A 17099-nucleotide genomic window follows, 5' to 3' on the forward strand; every position below is an offset into this window, starting at 1 on the left:
GGTAAATGAGTGAAAATCAACAAGTCGTTATTCCAAAAGTAGTTCAAATGATTTCTGCCAAAATCTTAAACCAATTGATGCAAACAGATTGTGGTATTGAAAGTGCTATTTTAACAACTGAGGATGGATTTGAAGTTGCAGTAGAATCAGTTGGTGAAGTTGATTCGTCAAAATTAGCAGCAATGGCAAGCTCAATGTCAGCTATTAGTAATATGTCAGTTTCTGAGTCTAATTTGGGCACACATTATCAGAGTCTTATTATTGAAAGCGACCGTGGTTATATCGTAATTATGGATGTGGCTTGTGATAAATTTCCAATGATTCTTAATATTGTAGCTTCAAAAAATACTGTTTTAGGGCAGTTGCTTTATCATGCCAGGGGTGTAGTAGATGCTTTTAACAAAAAATTTAGTTAAAAGCAGAGTGTAATTTTTTTTAATTTATTAATAGGAGAAACAAATGTCTAACATTCAAGAGTCTTTAGATAGTTTATTAAGTATTGATGGTGCAATGTGTGCTGCATTGGTAGATTCTTCAAGCGGTATGATGCTAGGTAATGCTGGTTCAGGTGTTGATATTGAATTAGCTTGTGCGGGTAATACAGAAGTAGTTCGTGCAAAACTTAAAACCATGAAATCATTACAACTTAATGACTTTATCGAAGATATTCTAATCACTTTAGGTAAGCAATATCATATTATTCGTCCATTAGAAAATAAACCAGATATTTTCTTATACATTGTATTAGATAGAGCTAAATCAAATCTTGCATTGGCCCGTAGAAGTTTAGTTGATGTTAGTGCTAAAATACAGTTCTAATCTAACTAGCTGACAACGTATTACAAGCTTGATCTATATTTTTAGATCAAGCTTGTTCTTATTTGGCTCCTTATCTTCTTCATTTCTTATTGTATTTAGCCCCTATCGATTAAATAAAAGAATAAAAAGCCAAGAATTTTTTGATCAAAAATAAGTTTCATAATTATCTTAGTTATATACTTTATGATATAACTACCTATCTAATAAAAAATAGTTAATAAATTAGGTTATAGTCAAAAAGGGAGCTTATCTATGCAGATAAGAAAAATACTAATGGCAGGACTATTTATTATCACACCTGTCATTGCACAAGAGACAAGTAAGATATCTTTATTGCCAGAAGTAAAGCAACTATTAGTAGTGTCAGATATTGATGAAAAAGCAATGGAGCAAAATGGCTATGTATCATTACTCAGCATTAATGGGCCAAAAAGTGAAAACCTTTTTACTGTTGCTAAACGGGTAATTCTTAATAACAACCGCTTATTACAACAAGCAGTAAAAAATAATGATAATAGCTTACTTGAACAGTTTGATACGCCTGAAAATTATTTTGGTAAAAACTATGAGTTACATTTTTTGCTGGGTAAATATCAATTTCCTTGTGCATCACTAGCCAAACAATATTGTGTTGAAGAAGTGCTAAAAGATAAAGAACGGTTAATTCAATTAATAGAAAAAAATAAAATACTATTAGCACGTTATCAAAACTTAATAAAACTACCTAATTTTCAGGCTTATAGTAGTGTTGTTGAAATGCCATTAGCACCTTATCACTATATACTGTTTGCGTCCCAATTAAACTTAGCGCAGGCAGTTTTTGAGATAAATGAGGGACGAGTTAAACAAGGTTTAACTATTATCCAACAAGAAATTGATTTTGCTAAAGATAAATTATTAGGTGGTGATTATCTTATTGGAGGAATGATTGCAGTAAGGCAACTATCAATCAGTTATCATACCTTACAAGCGTTATTAGATAGCCCACAAGTAGCCTCTTATTTAGATGATCCGCAACTTATTAAGTTACTCCAACCTTTATCCGATAAACAACAACAAAGCTTTGCTGATATTGTTAAAAAAGAGCAGCAGTTTGTATTATTGTTTTATTATTTTACTAACGAGCGAAGTCTCCAACAAACTATCGATGACATGTATAAAATAGGCTTTTATAAACAATCCAAACAATATTTAGAGCAAGCTAGAAAGTTAGGCTACCCCCTAAAAATAGATAAAAACGTAACAATGAACTTAGTTTATCAACAGATGCAAAAAATTATTTATAAAGCTAATCTAACCCTACCAGATGCAGCACAACAATATCAAACTGATAAAAGCTTTCCAAAAACAACCCTTAGTATAGAGCAACTTTATAAAAAGTATGGAGCCACTAATTTACTAGCAGGTTTAAGTTTAGAGGAAGACGAATTTACACCCTACTTACATCGTTTTTACGACCTTAATAACTACCTCTGGTTAATTAATGCCAAGCTAAAAATTAAACAAGCAGCTATTACTAAACAACAAGTCCCTGTATTTTTAACTAACTTAGGCGATAAAGCTAACAATCCCTATAGCCAGCAACCATTTAAATGGGAGGCTACAAAACAAATCCTTTCATCAGAGTGGATAAGTAAAGAGATAGATACAGAACGAGATGGTATAAGGGCAAGTGTTTATATTCAGTTTAATAAATAAAATTAACTGATTTTAGCAATAAAAAAGCCAAGTAAAAATTGTTTGGTTTTTTATTAATATATTAATAAAAAAGAGCATCATGAAAATAATTAAAGAAAAATAAAAAATAATTAGTTTTTAAATAAAATTAAGCTAATTTTACAAATTAAATATATATATATCAAAAAGTTAGTGATTAAAAAGTTTGTTTTTTTAGGGCTGGAAAAGAGTGCTTTTTGAATGTAACTAATTGATTTTATTGAAAGTTAAAAAAATTAAAATATTCTGGCCAAGAGCGATTTTATTTGTTATTCTTTTTCAAAACTTAAAGAGGGTAGAAGTTTTCTTTTGATGGGAAAGTTTCAACAGAAAGTTCAGAGAATAAGCTAAGGATTATTAAATTCTTTCAAGCATGTTACATATTTTCTATTTAAAAGTTTAAGCTTAATTATAGTTTTAATTACCTCGGGGGGGGGAATGGCCTAAAAGCTTGCTAACTTTGTTCTGCAGGGAGAGTTGGTTTTTAGGCCAGTTTTAAACTGAAATGAAAACAGTATATTATTCAACATTATCTTTAAGTAATAGAGATCATATCTTTTTGCAGTCTATTATTGTGCTTTATAACAGTAGAGGAAATGCAAAATGGGTGAGTAGTGATGGAATAGATAGCAATTTACTCGTTGTTGGAAAAGATACAGATAGTGATGCCCTGCAGGTTATTCCAAATAATATTAAAGTTGTTCTATCATTTAATAATGACTTCTGTAATGATAATTACCATATTATTTATGTTGAAACACCATTAAAAGCAACAAGTTTGATAGATAAATTAAAAACTGTTGAAGATGTTTTAACACAACTTTCTAATCAGTCAATTAAAAATAATAATGTTATTTCAAATAATTCTAAAAAGTTAAAGCTTTTGCAATGGCCAACAGCAGAAATTATTGCAAAAAATACAGCTTATCCTATTTTATCTGCATTATTAAGTAAACGTCCTATGGGAGTTGAGGAGCTGGTTAGTATCTCCAGAAAATCCGAAGAAATATGTCGTTGCTTTGTGGATTTAGTTGTGAATGCTGGGTGTGCCGAATATATATCTATTAATAGTTCTGTTACTCAAAATAATGAGCATGTAAATGCTGCTGATGTTTCAAGTAAAAGAGGTTTGTTAGATAAAATTCGTAATCGTTTAGGACTTTTTTGGAATTAGTGTAATTAATGATAGAGCATAAAATAATTATTACTGGGTCGATGGGAGCTGGTAAGACTACTGCTATTGCATCAGTAAGTGAAATTGAACCCATGTCTACAGATGTAATGAATACTGATAATTCTGTAGATAAAGAAAAAACAACGGTTGCTTTTGATTATGGTGAGGTTTCCTTAAGTGCAGAAGAGCGGCTGAGAATTTATGGTACACCTGGGCAAGAGCGTTTTTCTTTTATGTGGAAGGTGTTATCTAAAGGAGCTTTAGGATTAATTATTTTAGTGGATGACACAAGAAAAGATCCTTTTAAAGATTTATCTATTTATTTAGAGAATTTTAGCCAATTAATTGAAGAAACGGCTTGTGTGGTATGTATTAGCAAAACTAATAAGAATAATGTAGCAAGAGTTAATGAATTTGCTCGTTATCTAGCATCTCAGGGGGTGATATGCCCTGTTGTACCTGCAGATGTGCGTGAGAAACAAGATGTTTTATTTGTTTTAGAGCTATTGCTAACACAGTTATATGCGTAGATTCAAAAAAAGATGTAGTGGATGGTGTTAAATGAGTAAAGAAAAAGTAGCAGAAATACCTAAAGTATTAAAGGTATCTGCTGATAAATTGTTGAAAGAGCTAGTAGAAGCAGACAATGGAATAGAGACTGCTTTGGTAACTACAGAAGATGGTTTTTCTGTAGCTATTCATTCTACTGAGCAAGTTGAATCATCGAAGCTAGCGGCAATGGCTAGTTCTTTGTCTGCTATTGGTAATTTGTCGGTTGAAGAAACAAATACAGGAACAAAGTACCATAGTATGATTATTGAAAGTGATAATGGCTATGTCCTTATAATGGATATTTGCCATGAAGCATTTCCAATGATCCTCAATATTGTTGCCTCAAAAAAAGCAATACTGGGTAGAGTTATTCATAGCGCTAAATCTGTTGTGGATATTTTACAGGGTAATGCTTCTATAATTGATCGCATCATTTAGTTATTAATATAAGTTTGGAGGAAAAAATGGCGTCTAATATTAAACAATCATTAGAGAGTTTATTAACAACAGATGGAGCATTAGTTGCTGCGTTAGTAGATTCTGAGAGTGGTATGGTATTAGGGCAAGCTGGCGCTGGTTTAGATATTGAATTAGCTTGTGCAGGTAATACTGAGGTAGTAAGAGCTAAATTAAAAACCATGCGCTCATTAAAGCTAGATGATTATATTGAAGATATGTTAATTACTTTAGGTAAGCAATATCACATTATTCGTCCAATGCATTCAAAGCCAGACATCTTCCTTTATTTTGTGTTAGATAAAAGTAAATCTAATCTTGCCTTAGCTCGTAGAAGCTTACACGACATAGAGACTGGTCTTCAGTTTTAATAGTTTTAAGCAGTATACACTTCTTATTTAGTTTTCAAATATAAGAGAAGTAATCATATTGAAAAATATGATTACTTTATTTACAAATTTTGTTATGGACTTAAATTTATATTTTAAAAATATTAGAGCAAGTAAATAGTTCATTGGAGGGAAAATATGAGCTTAGAAGCTTGGCTAGAGGGGTTGATTAAAGGAAAGGATGAGCCTTTAACTGTACCAAAAGATAAGATGATGTTAAATGGACTTTATATTGGTGATGCTATTAAGTCTCATATTGACTGGCGTGAAAATTGGTTTGTTGCAGTACTCGAGCGTAGAGTGGGAGACTACGAATTCACTAAAGTAACAGCAGATAATCTTTGTAATGTTGGGCAATGGATTTATAGTTTAGGAAAAAAGTACGAAGGCATGCCTGAGTATGAGTTATTAAAACAAAAACATGCAGAGTTTCATATGTGTGCTGGTAAGGCTGTTAAATTACATAAAGAAGGTAGTCTGGTAAATGCTATGGCAACAGCTAAGGGGCCATTGCTGGATTTATCTCAAGAGATTGGCTTAAGTTTTATAAAACTATTAAAAGCAGCACAAGAAAAAGGAGCTGCATGATATCTGCTTATCTTGCCTAGAATGAGTTAAGGGTGATGTTGGGTGAGATAAGCATCTTTTAAAGGCCTGAGTTGGTAGAGGCTTATTTAGTGAGGAAATAATATAAGGGCATAAATACTATTAATAATAATTAATTGTTATCCGTAAATCTACAAAATCCCCTTTTATAAAACTGGCCTGAGGGGCAGTTGGTGTTTCTTTGTCTTTGAATTTATGTGTAGGTTTTATAATGGAAGTTGAGAAATTATTAAAGTTTATGGTGGATAAAAAAGCGTCTGATATGTTTTTAACCGTTGGAATTCCACCTACTATAAAGGTTGATGGGAGATTAATGCCATTACCTGTAAACAAATTAACAAATGATGTATTAAAAAAACTTGTGCGCTCAATCATGACAGAGCGTTTACAAAAAGAATTTGCTGCAACACAAGAATGTAATTTTGCAGTGAGCTATCCAAATGTAGGGCGATTTCGTGTAAGTGCTTATATACAAAGAAGTATGGTGGGTATGGTATTAAGGCGCATTGTTACGGATATACCTAGTATTGATAATTTGCAGTTACCTAAAGTTGTTAAAGAGTTGGCTATGGTTAAACGTGGCCTAGTACTGTTTGTGGGGGCAACAGGTGCAGGTAAGTCAACTTCTTTAGCAGCTATGGTGGATTATCGTAATACTCACTCAACAGGGCATATTATTTCTATTGAAGATCCTGTGGAGTACTTATTTGCTAATAAAAATTGTATTGTTACTCAACGTGAGGTGGGGCTAGATACTGAGTCATTTGAAGTAGCATTAAAAAACACGCTTCGGCAGGCTCCCGACGTTATTATGATCGGTGAGGTGCGTACGCGGCAAACAATGGAATATGCATTAGCATTTGCTGAAACAGGGCATCTCTGTTTGGCTACACTCCATGCTAATAATGCTAATCAGGCATTGGATAGAATTATTAGTTTCTTTGCAACGGAACGTCATGCACAAGTTATGTTAGACCTTTCTTTAAATCTACGAGCCATTGTTGCACAACAATTAGTTGCAGATAAAGAAGAAAAGGGCAGACATGCGGCTATAGAAGTATTACTTAATACACCTATTGTTTCAGATATGATTCGTACTGGGCAAGTAACAGAGCTTAAAGGTATTATGTCTCGTTCAGTTGAGTTGGGTATGCAAACATTTGATCAGTCACTGTTTGATTTATTTGAGCGAGGACTAATTAGCTATGAGTCTGCATTGGCTTGTGCCGATTCGGCCAATGATTTGAGGTTAATGATTAAGTTAAAGTCAGAACAAAATATTGCTGGCACAAAACAATTGGTTGGTATGCAACTTGAAGATTATGAAGAAGAACATTATGGATAAAAAGCCAATAATTGGCTTTTTTAAGTAATTTTTTTTAACAGTGTGGTTTTTTATTGCTTTCAGACAATTTTTTAAATGGTTGTTTGAGAGCAAATGATTTATAATATTACTGTAAATTGATTAAAATAAAGCTGTATAAAATCTTAAAAATTGTGATTGGTTTCTTATATATCAAAGATGTAGTTATAATTATTAGTTATATACTAATAACTTTTTTTCTGATGGAAAAACTAATTTATAGAATCAAACTTTATAAGGATTTAAAGTGAATAGCTTTAGTGCTTGATTTGTAAAGCTTCTATAAGGCTACTTTAATCCTTTTTTTAATAGAAGGATATATATTTGAAGGCGAAAGAAGAATTGGAAATAAGTAATATTTGAACTTTTTATAATTAAACGTTCTAAGATAACTTACTTTTTCTCTGTTTTCATAAAGAAATAGATTATGCCGGTTACAGACTCCCCCCTAAGATACCCCGGTGGTAAATCATCTATTATGGAGATGGTTAATGCCATTCTTTATCATAATAATTTGAATAATGGATATTATATTGAGCCTTATGCTGGTGGTGCAGGGCTTGCTTTGTCATTATTGTTTGAAGGTCATGTTAATGAAGTCTTTTTAAATGATCTAGACCGCTCAATATGGGCATTTTGGTATTCCATATTAAATGATACAGAGAATTTTATTAATAGAATACAGTCTGTTGAAGTAACGATGGATGAATGGTATAGACAAAAAGAAATTCAACAAAGTAAAGCTAAGGTAGATTCTTTGGTATTAGGTTTTTCTTCTTTCTTTTTAAATAGGACAAATCGTTCTGGTATTCTAAAAGGTGGCCCTATTGGTGGCTATCAGCAAGAAAGTGAATACAAGATAGATTGTCGTTTTAATAAGACGAATCTTATTAAACGTATCCTTAAAGTAGCGCAGTATCGAGAAAAGATACATATCTATAATTTAGATGCTATTGATTTTGTTCAGACTATCGAGAAAGATATAGCAAATAAACAAGGTTTATTTTGTATTGATCCTCCTTACTATAAGAAAGGGAAATTACTGTATGAAAACTTTTATACCTTAAAGGAACACCAGTACTTAGCTAAATTTCTAATGGATTTTGATTATCCGTGGATTTTAACTTCAGATAATGAACAGGATATAAAAAATTTGTATAGTTGTAATAAACGCTATAATTTTTATTTAGGTTATACAGCTGCAGAAAAAAGAAAGGGGACAGAGTTATTAGTTGTGAGTGATAATATTTCTTTACCAATGTGTTTAAGAAAAAATAAAATAGTAAAACGAATTAATAAGCGATTATAAATGAAAAGGGAATGGCCAGTTGCATCTATATTAATAAATAACGCCAAGCCAACAAGAGAGAGACTCAAAGTATAACCTTATAATTTAGCCAAAAATATTTCTCATCATTATTTTTCTGTGAGTATATTTATTAAAATAATTGCTTTAGTTAGGGTGTGGTAAAGCTATAATGTAAAACGTTTTTCCAAGTTATAAGGAAATACATCTGGCAGTACACCTTTATTAAGGTTTTGCTGTACGTGTTGCCAATAGCTGGCTTGAAGTAAATCACCATGACTGTTTTTAAAGTATTGTTTTTGGGTGGGATCAGTAATTAAATAAAACTCAAATTCCTCTGGAAAAATATCATTTTCTCCAACTGTGTACCAAGGCTCAGAAGCCATTTCTTGTTCTTCTGTTTGTGGTTTAGGGATTTTTCTAAAGTTACATTGCTCCATAGGAACAATTTCATCATAGTCATAAAATACTACCCGACCATGATTAGTCACCCCAAAGTTTTTGATTAATAAATCACCTGCAAACAAACCTGCATTAGCTATGTCTTTAATAGCATGACCATATTCTTTAAGAATACGTTGTTGTTCTTTATCATCTACTTGGTTGATATAGATATTAAGGGGGATCATCCGCCTTTCAATGTAAAGGTGTTTAATAATTAAATAATCACCTTCGATACTTAGGCTATCAGTGCAGGTTTGCTGTAACTGTGTTAAACATTGTTCCGAAAAACGATTTAATGGAAAGGCTACATGGGAAAATTCCCAAACGTCAGCCATACGACCTACCCGATCCTTACGTTTTACCAATTGATAACAGTCTTTAACCACTTTAGGTTGAATATCTTTTTTAATATGGCTAGGGTCTTTTATCAGCTTAAATACATAAGGATAAGAGGGTAGTGTAAATACATTCATCACCATGCCCTCAATACCAGGGGCAATAATAAAATTATCAGTGGAATGACGTAAATGATAAATAAAGGCACGATAGAATTCATTTTTACCTTGCTTATGAAAACCAAGCGCTGTGTATAAATCAGCAATGGTTTTATTGGGGAGTAGTGTTCTTAAGAAACGCACTAATGCAGAAGGTACAGGAAAATCTACTTTAAAATAAACCCGTGCAAAACTAAAGATATTAGAAATATCATATTCATCATCTAAAAAAGCATCTACATAAAGTCTGTCATTACGGGTTAACAACGAGATAACAAAAGGGTAGATTTTATTGTTATTAACCATTCTACCAATACAGTAAGCCCCCTTATTGCGATAGAACACAGGGGTTAGGATATTAATTTGAAAAAAGTTGTTAAGACTAGAAAATTGTTTTTGATATTCCGTAATAGCAGCCGCAACCCGTGCAGTATCCCTAGCTAAATCTTCATAAGATAATTTAATAGGGATTTCTGTTAATAATTTTTCAACTTCTTTAGTGAAATCATTTTCAGTAGGGTAATAGCTACGATAATCAGGGTAGCGCGTTTGAATATCTTTGGTATGAATAGCTGCGTTAAAAAAAATATAATCATTATTATAATAATGGCGATTAAATAATTGGCAGAATACAGAATTATAAAAACTCTCTGCTAGCTCAGGTTGCAAGTGATTATAAAGCTTATGCATATAAGCTATTTTAACGGCTTGCCATAGTTCTTCATCTAACACATCAATTTTAAAAGTAGCGCGAATAGTATCAAGACACTCTTGTACGCGTGTGTCGTATAAATCGATTTGCTCAATAGAGGCTTGATAGGCTTCTTGAAATAAAGATTTTGCAAAATAACGTGCCGCTTTTTTATTATAAACTGTAAAAATTCTAAAATGGCGATTAAAGCCAGCTAGAATTAAATCAGCTAATGCTTGTGCGGTAAGTTCCATAGCCTTCCTGTTATTGTTATTACGCCTACTGAGTTAGGCTCTTATTAGTATACTACACCCAACCCACTCTAGTTGGGTGTAGTATTTGGGTTAAAACTGATGTTCTTCAGTAGAGCCCGTTAATGCTGTTACAGAAGATTCACCACCTTGAATAACTGTTGTCACATCATCAAAATAACCTGCGCCCACTTCTTGTTGATGGGCTGCGAAAGTATAGCCACGTTCTTGAGCAGCAAATTCAAGCTCTTGTACGCGTTCTACATAGTGTTTCATACCTTCGCCTCTAGCATAATGATACGCTAGATCAAACATGTTGTACCACATATTATGAATACCAGCTAAGGTAATAAATTGATATTGGTAACCCATGTCCGCAATTTCTTGCTGGAATTTAGCAATAGTAGCATCATCCAAATTCTTCTTCCAGTTGAAAGAAGGTGAGCAGTTATAAGCCAATAGTTTATCTGGGAACTTAGCACGAATAGCTTCAGCAAACTTTCTAGCTTCATCTAAATTAGGTGTAGCTGTTTCACACCATAATAAATCAGCATAAGGTGCATAGGCTAAGCCACGTGCAATTGCTTGATCGATACCCGCACGTGTTTTATAGAAACCTTCTGGCGTACGTTGACCTACAATAAAGGGTTGATCGTATGGATCTGCATCAGAAGTTAATAGATCAGCCGCATTAGCATCCGTACGTGCTAGAACAATAGTAGGTACACCCATTACGTCTGCCGCTAAACGGGCAGAAACTAATTTTTGAATTGCTTCTTGAGTAGGTACAATTACCTTACCGCCCATATGACCACATTTTTTAACTGCTGATAATTGGTCTTCAAAGTGAACACCTGCAGCACCATTAGCAATCATATTCTTCATTAACTCAAAGGCATTGAGTACACCACCAAAACCAGCTTCGGCATCAGCTACGATAGGTAAGAAATAATCAATTGCTTTATCTTCTGCCAGTTTGCCATCACAAATCGCTTTCCATTGAATTTCATCAGCACGTTTAAAAGTATTGTTCATGCGACGTACAATTTGTGGTACAGAATCGTAGGCATATAAAGATTGGTCAGGGTACATCGTTTCTGAAGTATTAGCATCAGCCGCTACCTGCCAGCCTGATAAATAAATTGCCTCAATACCTGCTTTCGCTTGCTGTAAAGCTTGGCCACCTGTTAATGCACCTAAGGAGTTAACATAACCTTTTTTAGCTCCACCATTTAATAAGCCCCATAATTTTTCAGCGCCTTTTTTAGCGAGCGTATATTCAACTTGTACACTGCCTCTCAGTCTTACTACATCTTCAGCACTATAAGGGCGAGTAATATTTTTCCATCTTGGATTTTCTGCCCAGTCTTTTTTTAAGGCTTCAACTTGTTGTTTGATCATTGTTATTTCCTCAACTCATTATTGTTGTACTACAGGTTTGTGGTTTAAGTTAAATCAGCTCATAGGCTGGGGTTGTTAAAAATTCTTCAAAGCTATCATTGGCTACTAACTGACGAATAATTGTTGCTGCTTGTTCAATACTTTGATGTTCATTGGTAGCTGTATTTTCTTTTAAGTAGGCTGCTTCTTTATCAATTAATTGTTGAACACGTTGTAAAGTAATAGCTTCACCATCAGTACTGGTTAAGCCAGCCACACGAATCCATTGCCATAATTGTGCCCGTGAAATTTCCGCAGTAGCCGCATCTTCCATTAGATTAAAGATAGGAACTGCCCCACTTCCTTGTAGCCATGCTTTAATGTAACGCATAGCTGCACTTACATTGATACTAATACCTTCGGCAGTAATAGTACCCTCTGGGATAGAGAGTAAGTCCTGTGCAGTAATATTCAGTGTAGGTTGCTGTTTAGTAATTTGATTAGCGGTTGGCATATATTCATCAAATACTTTCTTAGCAATGGGTACTAAAGCAGGGTGAGCAACCCATGTACCATCATGACCATCTTGTACTTCACGTAATTTATCATTACGTACCTTTTCTTCTGCTTGCGCATTACCTTCAGGATCATTTTTAATAGGAATTTGTGCTGCCATACCACCCATTGCATGCACACCACGCTTGTGACATACCTCAATTAATAGTTTTGAGTAACTTCTTAAAAAGTGAGTGGTCATGGTTACTTGCGCACGCTCAGGTAATACTTTATCCGCATGATTTCTAAAGCGTTTGATAAAGTTAAAGATATAATCCCAACGGCCTGCATTTAAACCAACGATATAGTCTTTTAATTCAAATAGAATTTCTTCCATTTGGAAAGCCGCTGGAATGGTTTCAATTAATAGTGTGCAACGTATAGTGCCATGAGGAATAGCCAAAAACTCTTCCGCAAAACTAAATATCTCAGCCCATAAACGCGCCTCTAAATAATGTTCAGTTTTAGGAATATAGAAATACAACCCTTTATTACGTTGTAAGGCATTTTGTGCATTATTGGTTAAGAACACGGCTAAATCAAACAAGCAACCACTTACCCGTTGCTCATTTAATAACGCATGTTTCTCTTCCATATGTAAACCGCGCACACGCACCATTAAAATGGCATGTTCTGGGTTAACTTGATAGTTTTTACCTTCAGGGCTTTGATAGGTTAACTCATCATTAATGGCATCACGTAAATTAATTTGCCCATCAATGGTGGCTTGCCAAGTAGGGCTATGGGCGTCTTCTAAGTCCGCCATAAATACTTTAGCACCCGAGTTAAGGGCATTAATCATCATCTTACGATCAACAGGGCCAGTGATTTCTACCCGTCTGTCTTGAATGTCAGCAGGAATAGAAGCACCTTGCCAATCACCTTCACGAATATGTTTAGTTTCAGCTAAAAAATCTAAACTGCCACCTTGATCTAATACCGTTTGTCTTTGTTGGCGATCGGCCATTAATGCTCTACGTCTTGCACCAAAACGACTTTCTAATTGCTCTAATAATTCAAGCGCTTTGGGAGTAATTATTTGTTGTGCTTCATTGCTTATTGATTCAGTTATTTTAATAGGCATGACAATCTCCATCCAGACTTTATATTGTTGTTGGGGGTATGCTAAGAGGGATGGGCTATTGACAGCAAGCAAAAGATAATTTATAAATGGTATTTAAACTATACTAAAAATTAATAATTGGTGGTGTGTAATGAAAGTAGATAAAACAACTTTCTATAAAGGACAATTTTTTAAAGCGATCAGAGCATTTTGCTCAGTGGTGGAAAATGGTAGCTTTTCCAGTGCCGCATTAGATTTAGAAACCAGTCAACCTGCGCTGTCACTGCAAGTACAAACATTAGAGCAACACCTAAACACCATCCTATTTGAACGCAAAGGGCCAAAAATTCAAATTACCCCCGATGGTAAACAACTTTATGAAATGGCCAAACCCATTGTGGCCAGCGTGCAAAGTTTACCTGAGCAATTTTTGAATAGCCGTGAAGAGCTAAGTCATGGCGACTTAAAGATTGTAGGAGGGGAGACAGCATTATTAAACTTACTACCTGATATCTTAAAAACATTCTGCCAACAATACCCAGCTATTCGGATTATTACCCAATCTACCATTGTTAAAGATATCCCCAATCTATTAATGTCAGATGAAGCTGATTTTGCCATTGGTAGTTTATCGACAGAAAATGATGATCTATTGTTCTATCCTATTTTTGAGTTTTCACCTATTTTGATTATTCCTGTTAATCATCCCTTAACTAAGTTTACTGAAGGGGAAATTACTTTAAGAGAAATAGCCCAATATGGTCTAATCGTACCCCCTGAACACTCCTATACATGGTGGGCGGTAAGGTTTATTTTTCAACAACATCAACTAGAATGCCCGATTAGATTAACTGTTTCCAGTAGTGAGGCAGCTAAACGTTATGTGAAAGCAGGGCTGGGTATTGCTATTGTGACGGAAGCCTGTCAGCTAGATGATCCTGAAATAACAGGAATTTCGATGGAGCACTACTTTCCTAAACGGCATTATGGGCTTATCCAACGCAGGGGTAAATTTTTGTCACCACAAGCATTAAAGTTTAAAAAGTTAGTATTAAATGTGGGGAAGTAATCAGTATTAGTAACTAAACCTGTAATATCACTATTACAGGTTATAGTGAGAATCTATGGTTTTACAGATAAAGTCTGACAAAAGCTAATTAAATGCTCAGTAAGTAAGGCAATATCATGCATTACTACTAAAAATATAGCAAAGCTAATAATATTCACAATAACAATTGAGAACATCGCCACTTGTCGTTTATAACCAATGTTATAAGTAATAATACCTAAGCAATAACCTAGAACGGTAAATAACCCACCTGTAATGGTTAAAAACACATGATGTGAAGGGTAATGTAATACCTGAAAAAAAGTCACCGTATCTACTGTCGTATAAACACAGTATTTTTGTTGCAGCATAAAGTGTTGATGGTCAACCACACAAATAACAATTAATGGAATTATTAATAATATAGAACAAGCAACTGATAAGGTTAAAAGAATCTTATTGGATGAAATAGGTGCATTAGTAACATTGCTAAAATCGCTCCTCTTAAGGAGTCTAGCAACTGCACAAGAGAATAGCCCCAATATAACAAAAACACCAATATAGGCACTTAATAAAATAAAGAAATCTGCGTAACTCATCCGTGTCTTCTTACTGCTGAGTGAATGAAATCAATTGCTTATTCCAATTAGAACAGCTAAAGCCTGTATAAATGGTGGTAATAAACTTGTTGGCCAATAGTATAATGGAAATATTATAAGAAATCTCTACTGATTTACGAAACGCTTGTTTTTTATAAAAGGGTGATGTTTAATTATTACAGTATATCTAGATAAATAGAGTATGGGTTTGGTCACCCATAATAGAACAGGTCAGCTTTACTTGCTTATACTTGCCCTCAGTATTTAGCAGTTATTAGGGGTTAATAATTGGAAAAGGATAATCCCCAATGCTTAATTTTGTTATTACCTTAATTCCTTACAACCTAACAGGTAAAGCAAAATGACTATATACACTATTTCTGCGCATATAAAAACTAATACAGCTTCTGAAAATCTTTACTATGATATGGAGCTGTATAAAACGGACTGGTCGGGTAACGAAACTTATGCTTTAAGACCTACAGGTAAACGCCCATTACAAGCAGATTATAAAACTCAATCCCATCCCTCACTAGAAATTAGCGACCCACCAGAAACCTGCTATATACTCTCTATCAACCTCTATCGCAAAGTGGGTGTTGACTATATCAAGATGAATCAAGACCCTATGACCGCAATAATGCCGCTAAAGGGTTTTCAAACAACAGATAAAGAATGGGGGGCTTCAAGGGAATTTGGATATTTTGAAACAGCCCAAGACACTAAAAAAGCTGAAGAGGGGCAAGTAAATACTTATAAATTAAATATATCCTCAAAACCCAGAATATTTGAAGCTAAAGAACATCCTATAGGTGATCCGCTTGATCCTTTTACTAAAGAAAAGGTTGAAGCAGAATTAAAAATTAGAATGACTAGGCCAGTGCCACCAGAATTAATAATTGATTATACTCTTCCTAAGACTGATCCTAAAAATCAAGCTATACTAAAATCTCAACAGGAAAGAAATCGAGTAAAATTTTATCCTTGGCAAGATAGATCTATGCTATGTGGTGCAGCATCGTTCTTTTACTGTTTACAAAAAGATCGACCAGATATTTATCAGCAAGTAATAAAGGAGTTATGGGAAACGGGTGAAACCAAAATAGGCTCCTTAAAAATTAAACCTAGTAAGGGAGCAAAGCATCCAGATAATTTTTTTAGAGACACAGGTATGGCAAGAGTACCTGCTATAGATTGGATAAGTTTAGCTAGTTTAGTGGATACAGATACTACTTTTTCTATAGATAAACCAACAGGACCTATGGTTAATATTTCAAGTATTACACTGGCAGAAACAATAGAGAAATGGTTTCATAAAATAGGTTGTAGGACATTATTTGATAATATTTCTTATAGCTGGCATAGTAACTTAGCAGATGTTTGTCAGTTAAATCATTATATAAAACCAGATAGTCAGCATTTAATTACCTTAATATCAGGAGCAATGCTAAAAGGAGGTGTAACTTTCTTAGGGATGAGTGCTAAAAGTCACTGGATAACATGGAATGATAAATTAAGAGTTAAAAGAGCAAAATTGACAGATCCTTTAGGTGCAGAAGTAACTACTACAACTAGCTTATCAACATTGGTTGAGTTAGAGATGTTTTCATGGGGAAATGTGAAACAATACTTAAAAGATGATATAACTTTGGGAGAGTTCTTGAAGCATACATATGGAGGAATGGTATTTACTAAAATACCTTAGTATTTATGAAAAAGAAGATCATTATTTTTTATGTAAATATCATAATTCTAATTATGCTATTAAGTAGTTGTACTCCAAAAGCAGTTTTTACTCCTGATACTCTGCCAAATGCTATAGTAGGACAGAATTATTATGCTGAAATAGATATTGCAGGAGGTTCTGGTCCTGTATCAGCAGGAGGTTTTGAGGTTTCTATGAAACCTGATGAGCTGTGGTTTGAAGTAAACCGAAAAAAGGATAATTTTTATAATAGCTTTATTATTCATGGTATACCAAAAACACCAGAAGATATAACTATAATAATAAAGGGAGATATGGTACCAACAGGATTATTTGGAAGTGGTACTGAATTTAATAAAACCTATATTATTAAAGTAAAAGAAGCAGAATGAAAAAATTAAGCATAATATTTGCTATACGTTTTTTACTAATAGATGTTCTTCATTGGAATTAATTATTATTCCTGATAATTATTGATTAAGTTATCT

At 33.8% G+C, this 17099-nt stretch carries 17 protein-coding genes; 13 read left to right on the plus strand and 4 right to left on the minus strand.

Annotation, left to right across the window (positions count from 1 at the left end):
- Positions 1-5 precede the first annotated feature (5 nt).
- The 10 genes from ACQVD9_RS07015 to ACQVD9_RS07060 all read left to right on the plus strand — a co-directional run bounded on the left by ACQVD9_RS07015 (position 6) and on the right by ACQVD9_RS07060 (position 8384).
- Complete coding sequence (locus ACQVD9_RS07015) at positions 6-416, plus strand: roadblock/LC7 domain-containing protein (protein WP_264745342.1); 411 nt, start codon at positions 6-8, stop codon at positions 414-416.
- A gap of 43 nt (positions 417-459) precedes the next feature.
- Positions 460-819 carry a hypothetical protein gene (locus tag ACQVD9_RS07020; protein WP_264745343.1) on the plus strand — a complete coding sequence of 120 codons (360 nt, stop codon included), beginning with the start codon at positions 460-462 and terminating at the stop codon, positions 817-819.
- Between the two features lie 252 nt (positions 820-1071).
- Complete coding sequence (locus tag ACQVD9_RS07025) at positions 1072-2517, plus strand: hypothetical protein (RefSeq protein WP_264745344.1); 1446 nt, start codon at positions 1072-1074, stop codon at positions 2515-2517.
- 523 nt (positions 2518-3040) lie between these two features.
- Positions 3041-3709 (plus strand): hypothetical protein, encoded by a 669-nt coding sequence (locus ACQVD9_RS07030; RefSeq protein WP_264745345.1) that lies wholly within the window; start codon positions 3041-3043, stop codon positions 3707-3709.
- A gap of 8 nt (positions 3710-3717) precedes the next feature.
- The gene (locus tag ACQVD9_RS07035) at positions 3718-4239 is read left to right on the plus strand and encodes a GTP-binding protein (protein WP_264745346.1); all 522 of its coding nucleotides are present in this window, start codon (positions 3718-3720) and stop codon (positions 4237-4239) included.
- Positions 4240-4270: 31 nt separating this feature from the next.
- Positions 4271-4699 carry a roadblock/LC7 domain-containing protein gene (locus ACQVD9_RS07040; protein WP_264745347.1) on the plus strand — a complete coding sequence of 143 codons (429 nt, stop codon included), beginning with the start codon at positions 4271-4273 and terminating at the stop codon, positions 4697-4699.
- A gap of 26 nt (positions 4700-4725) precedes the next feature.
- A complete protein-coding gene (locus tag ACQVD9_RS07045; RefSeq protein WP_264745348.1) occupies positions 4726-5088 on the plus strand; it encodes a hypothetical protein in 363 nt (120 codons plus the stop codon).
- 156 nt (positions 5089-5244) lie between these two features.
- A complete protein-coding gene (locus ACQVD9_RS07050; RefSeq protein WP_264745349.1) occupies positions 5245-5694 on the plus strand; it encodes a CZB domain-containing protein in 450 nt (149 codons plus the stop codon).
- A 229-nt stretch (positions 5695-5923) separates the two neighbouring features.
- Positions 5924-7057: a PilT/PilU family type 4a pilus ATPase gene (locus ACQVD9_RS07055; RefSeq protein ID WP_264745350.1), complete on the plus strand. Its 1134-nt coding sequence runs from the start codon at positions 5924-5926 to the stop codon at positions 7055-7057.
- 445 nt (positions 7058-7502) lie between these two features.
- On the plus strand, positions 7503-8384 hold the full coding sequence (locus tag ACQVD9_RS07060; RefSeq protein ID WP_264745351.1) for a DNA adenine methylase: 882 nt from the start codon (positions 7503-7505) through the stop codon (positions 8382-8384).
- 164 nt (positions 8385-8548) lie between these two features.
- On the opposite strand, the gene aceK is transcribed toward ACQVD9_RS07060, so the two are convergent.
- The 3 genes from aceK to aceB all read right to left on the minus strand — a co-directional run bounded on the left by aceK (position 8549) and on the right by aceB (position 13280).
- The gene (aceK, locus tag ACQVD9_RS07065; protein ID WP_264745352.1) at positions 8549-10264 is read right to left on the minus strand and encodes a bifunctional isocitrate dehydrogenase kinase/phosphatase; all 1716 of its coding nucleotides are present in this window, start codon (positions 10262-10264) and stop codon (positions 8549-8551) included.
- 90 nt (positions 10265-10354) lie between these two features.
- Positions 10355-11662: an isocitrate lyase gene (gene aceA / locus ACQVD9_RS07070; protein ID WP_264745353.1), complete on the minus strand. Its 1308-nt coding sequence runs from the start codon at positions 11660-11662 to the stop codon at positions 10355-10357.
- A 49-nt stretch (positions 11663-11711) separates the two neighbouring features.
- The gene (gene aceB / locus ACQVD9_RS07075; protein ID WP_264745354.1) at positions 11712-13280 is read right to left on the minus strand and encodes a malate synthase A; all 1569 of its coding nucleotides are present in this window, start codon (positions 13278-13280) and stop codon (positions 11712-11714) included.
- Between the two features lie 130 nt (positions 13281-13410).
- Between aceB and ACQVD9_RS07080 the strand changes: the two genes are divergently transcribed.
- A complete protein-coding gene (locus tag ACQVD9_RS07080) occupies positions 13411-14328 on the plus strand; it encodes a LysR family transcriptional regulator (protein ID WP_264745355.1) in 918 nt (305 codons plus the stop codon).
- Between the two features lie 53 nt (positions 14329-14381).
- Here the strand turns inward: ACQVD9_RS07080 and ACQVD9_RS07085 are convergent, their stop codons facing one another.
- A complete protein-coding gene (locus ACQVD9_RS07085; protein ID WP_264745356.1) occupies positions 14382-14906 on the minus strand; it encodes a hypothetical protein in 525 nt (174 codons plus the stop codon).
- A 361-nt stretch (positions 14907-15267) separates the two neighbouring features.
- On the opposite strand from ACQVD9_RS07085, the gene ACQVD9_RS07090 reads away from it, so the two are divergent.
- Both ACQVD9_RS07090 and ACQVD9_RS07095 read left to right on the plus strand, forming a co-directional pair.
- Positions 15268-16611, plus strand: coding sequence for a hypothetical protein (locus tag ACQVD9_RS07090; protein ID WP_264745357.1), 1344 nt, complete (start codon positions 15268-15270; stop codon positions 16609-16611).
- Positions 16612-16616: 5 nt separating this feature from the next.
- Positions 16617-17003, plus strand: coding sequence for a hypothetical protein (locus tag ACQVD9_RS07095; protein WP_264745358.1), 387 nt, complete (start codon positions 16617-16619; stop codon positions 17001-17003).
- Positions 17004-17099: the final 96 nt, after the last annotated feature.

It is taken from the genome of Entomomonas sp. E7T21 (genome assembly GCF_058693955.1).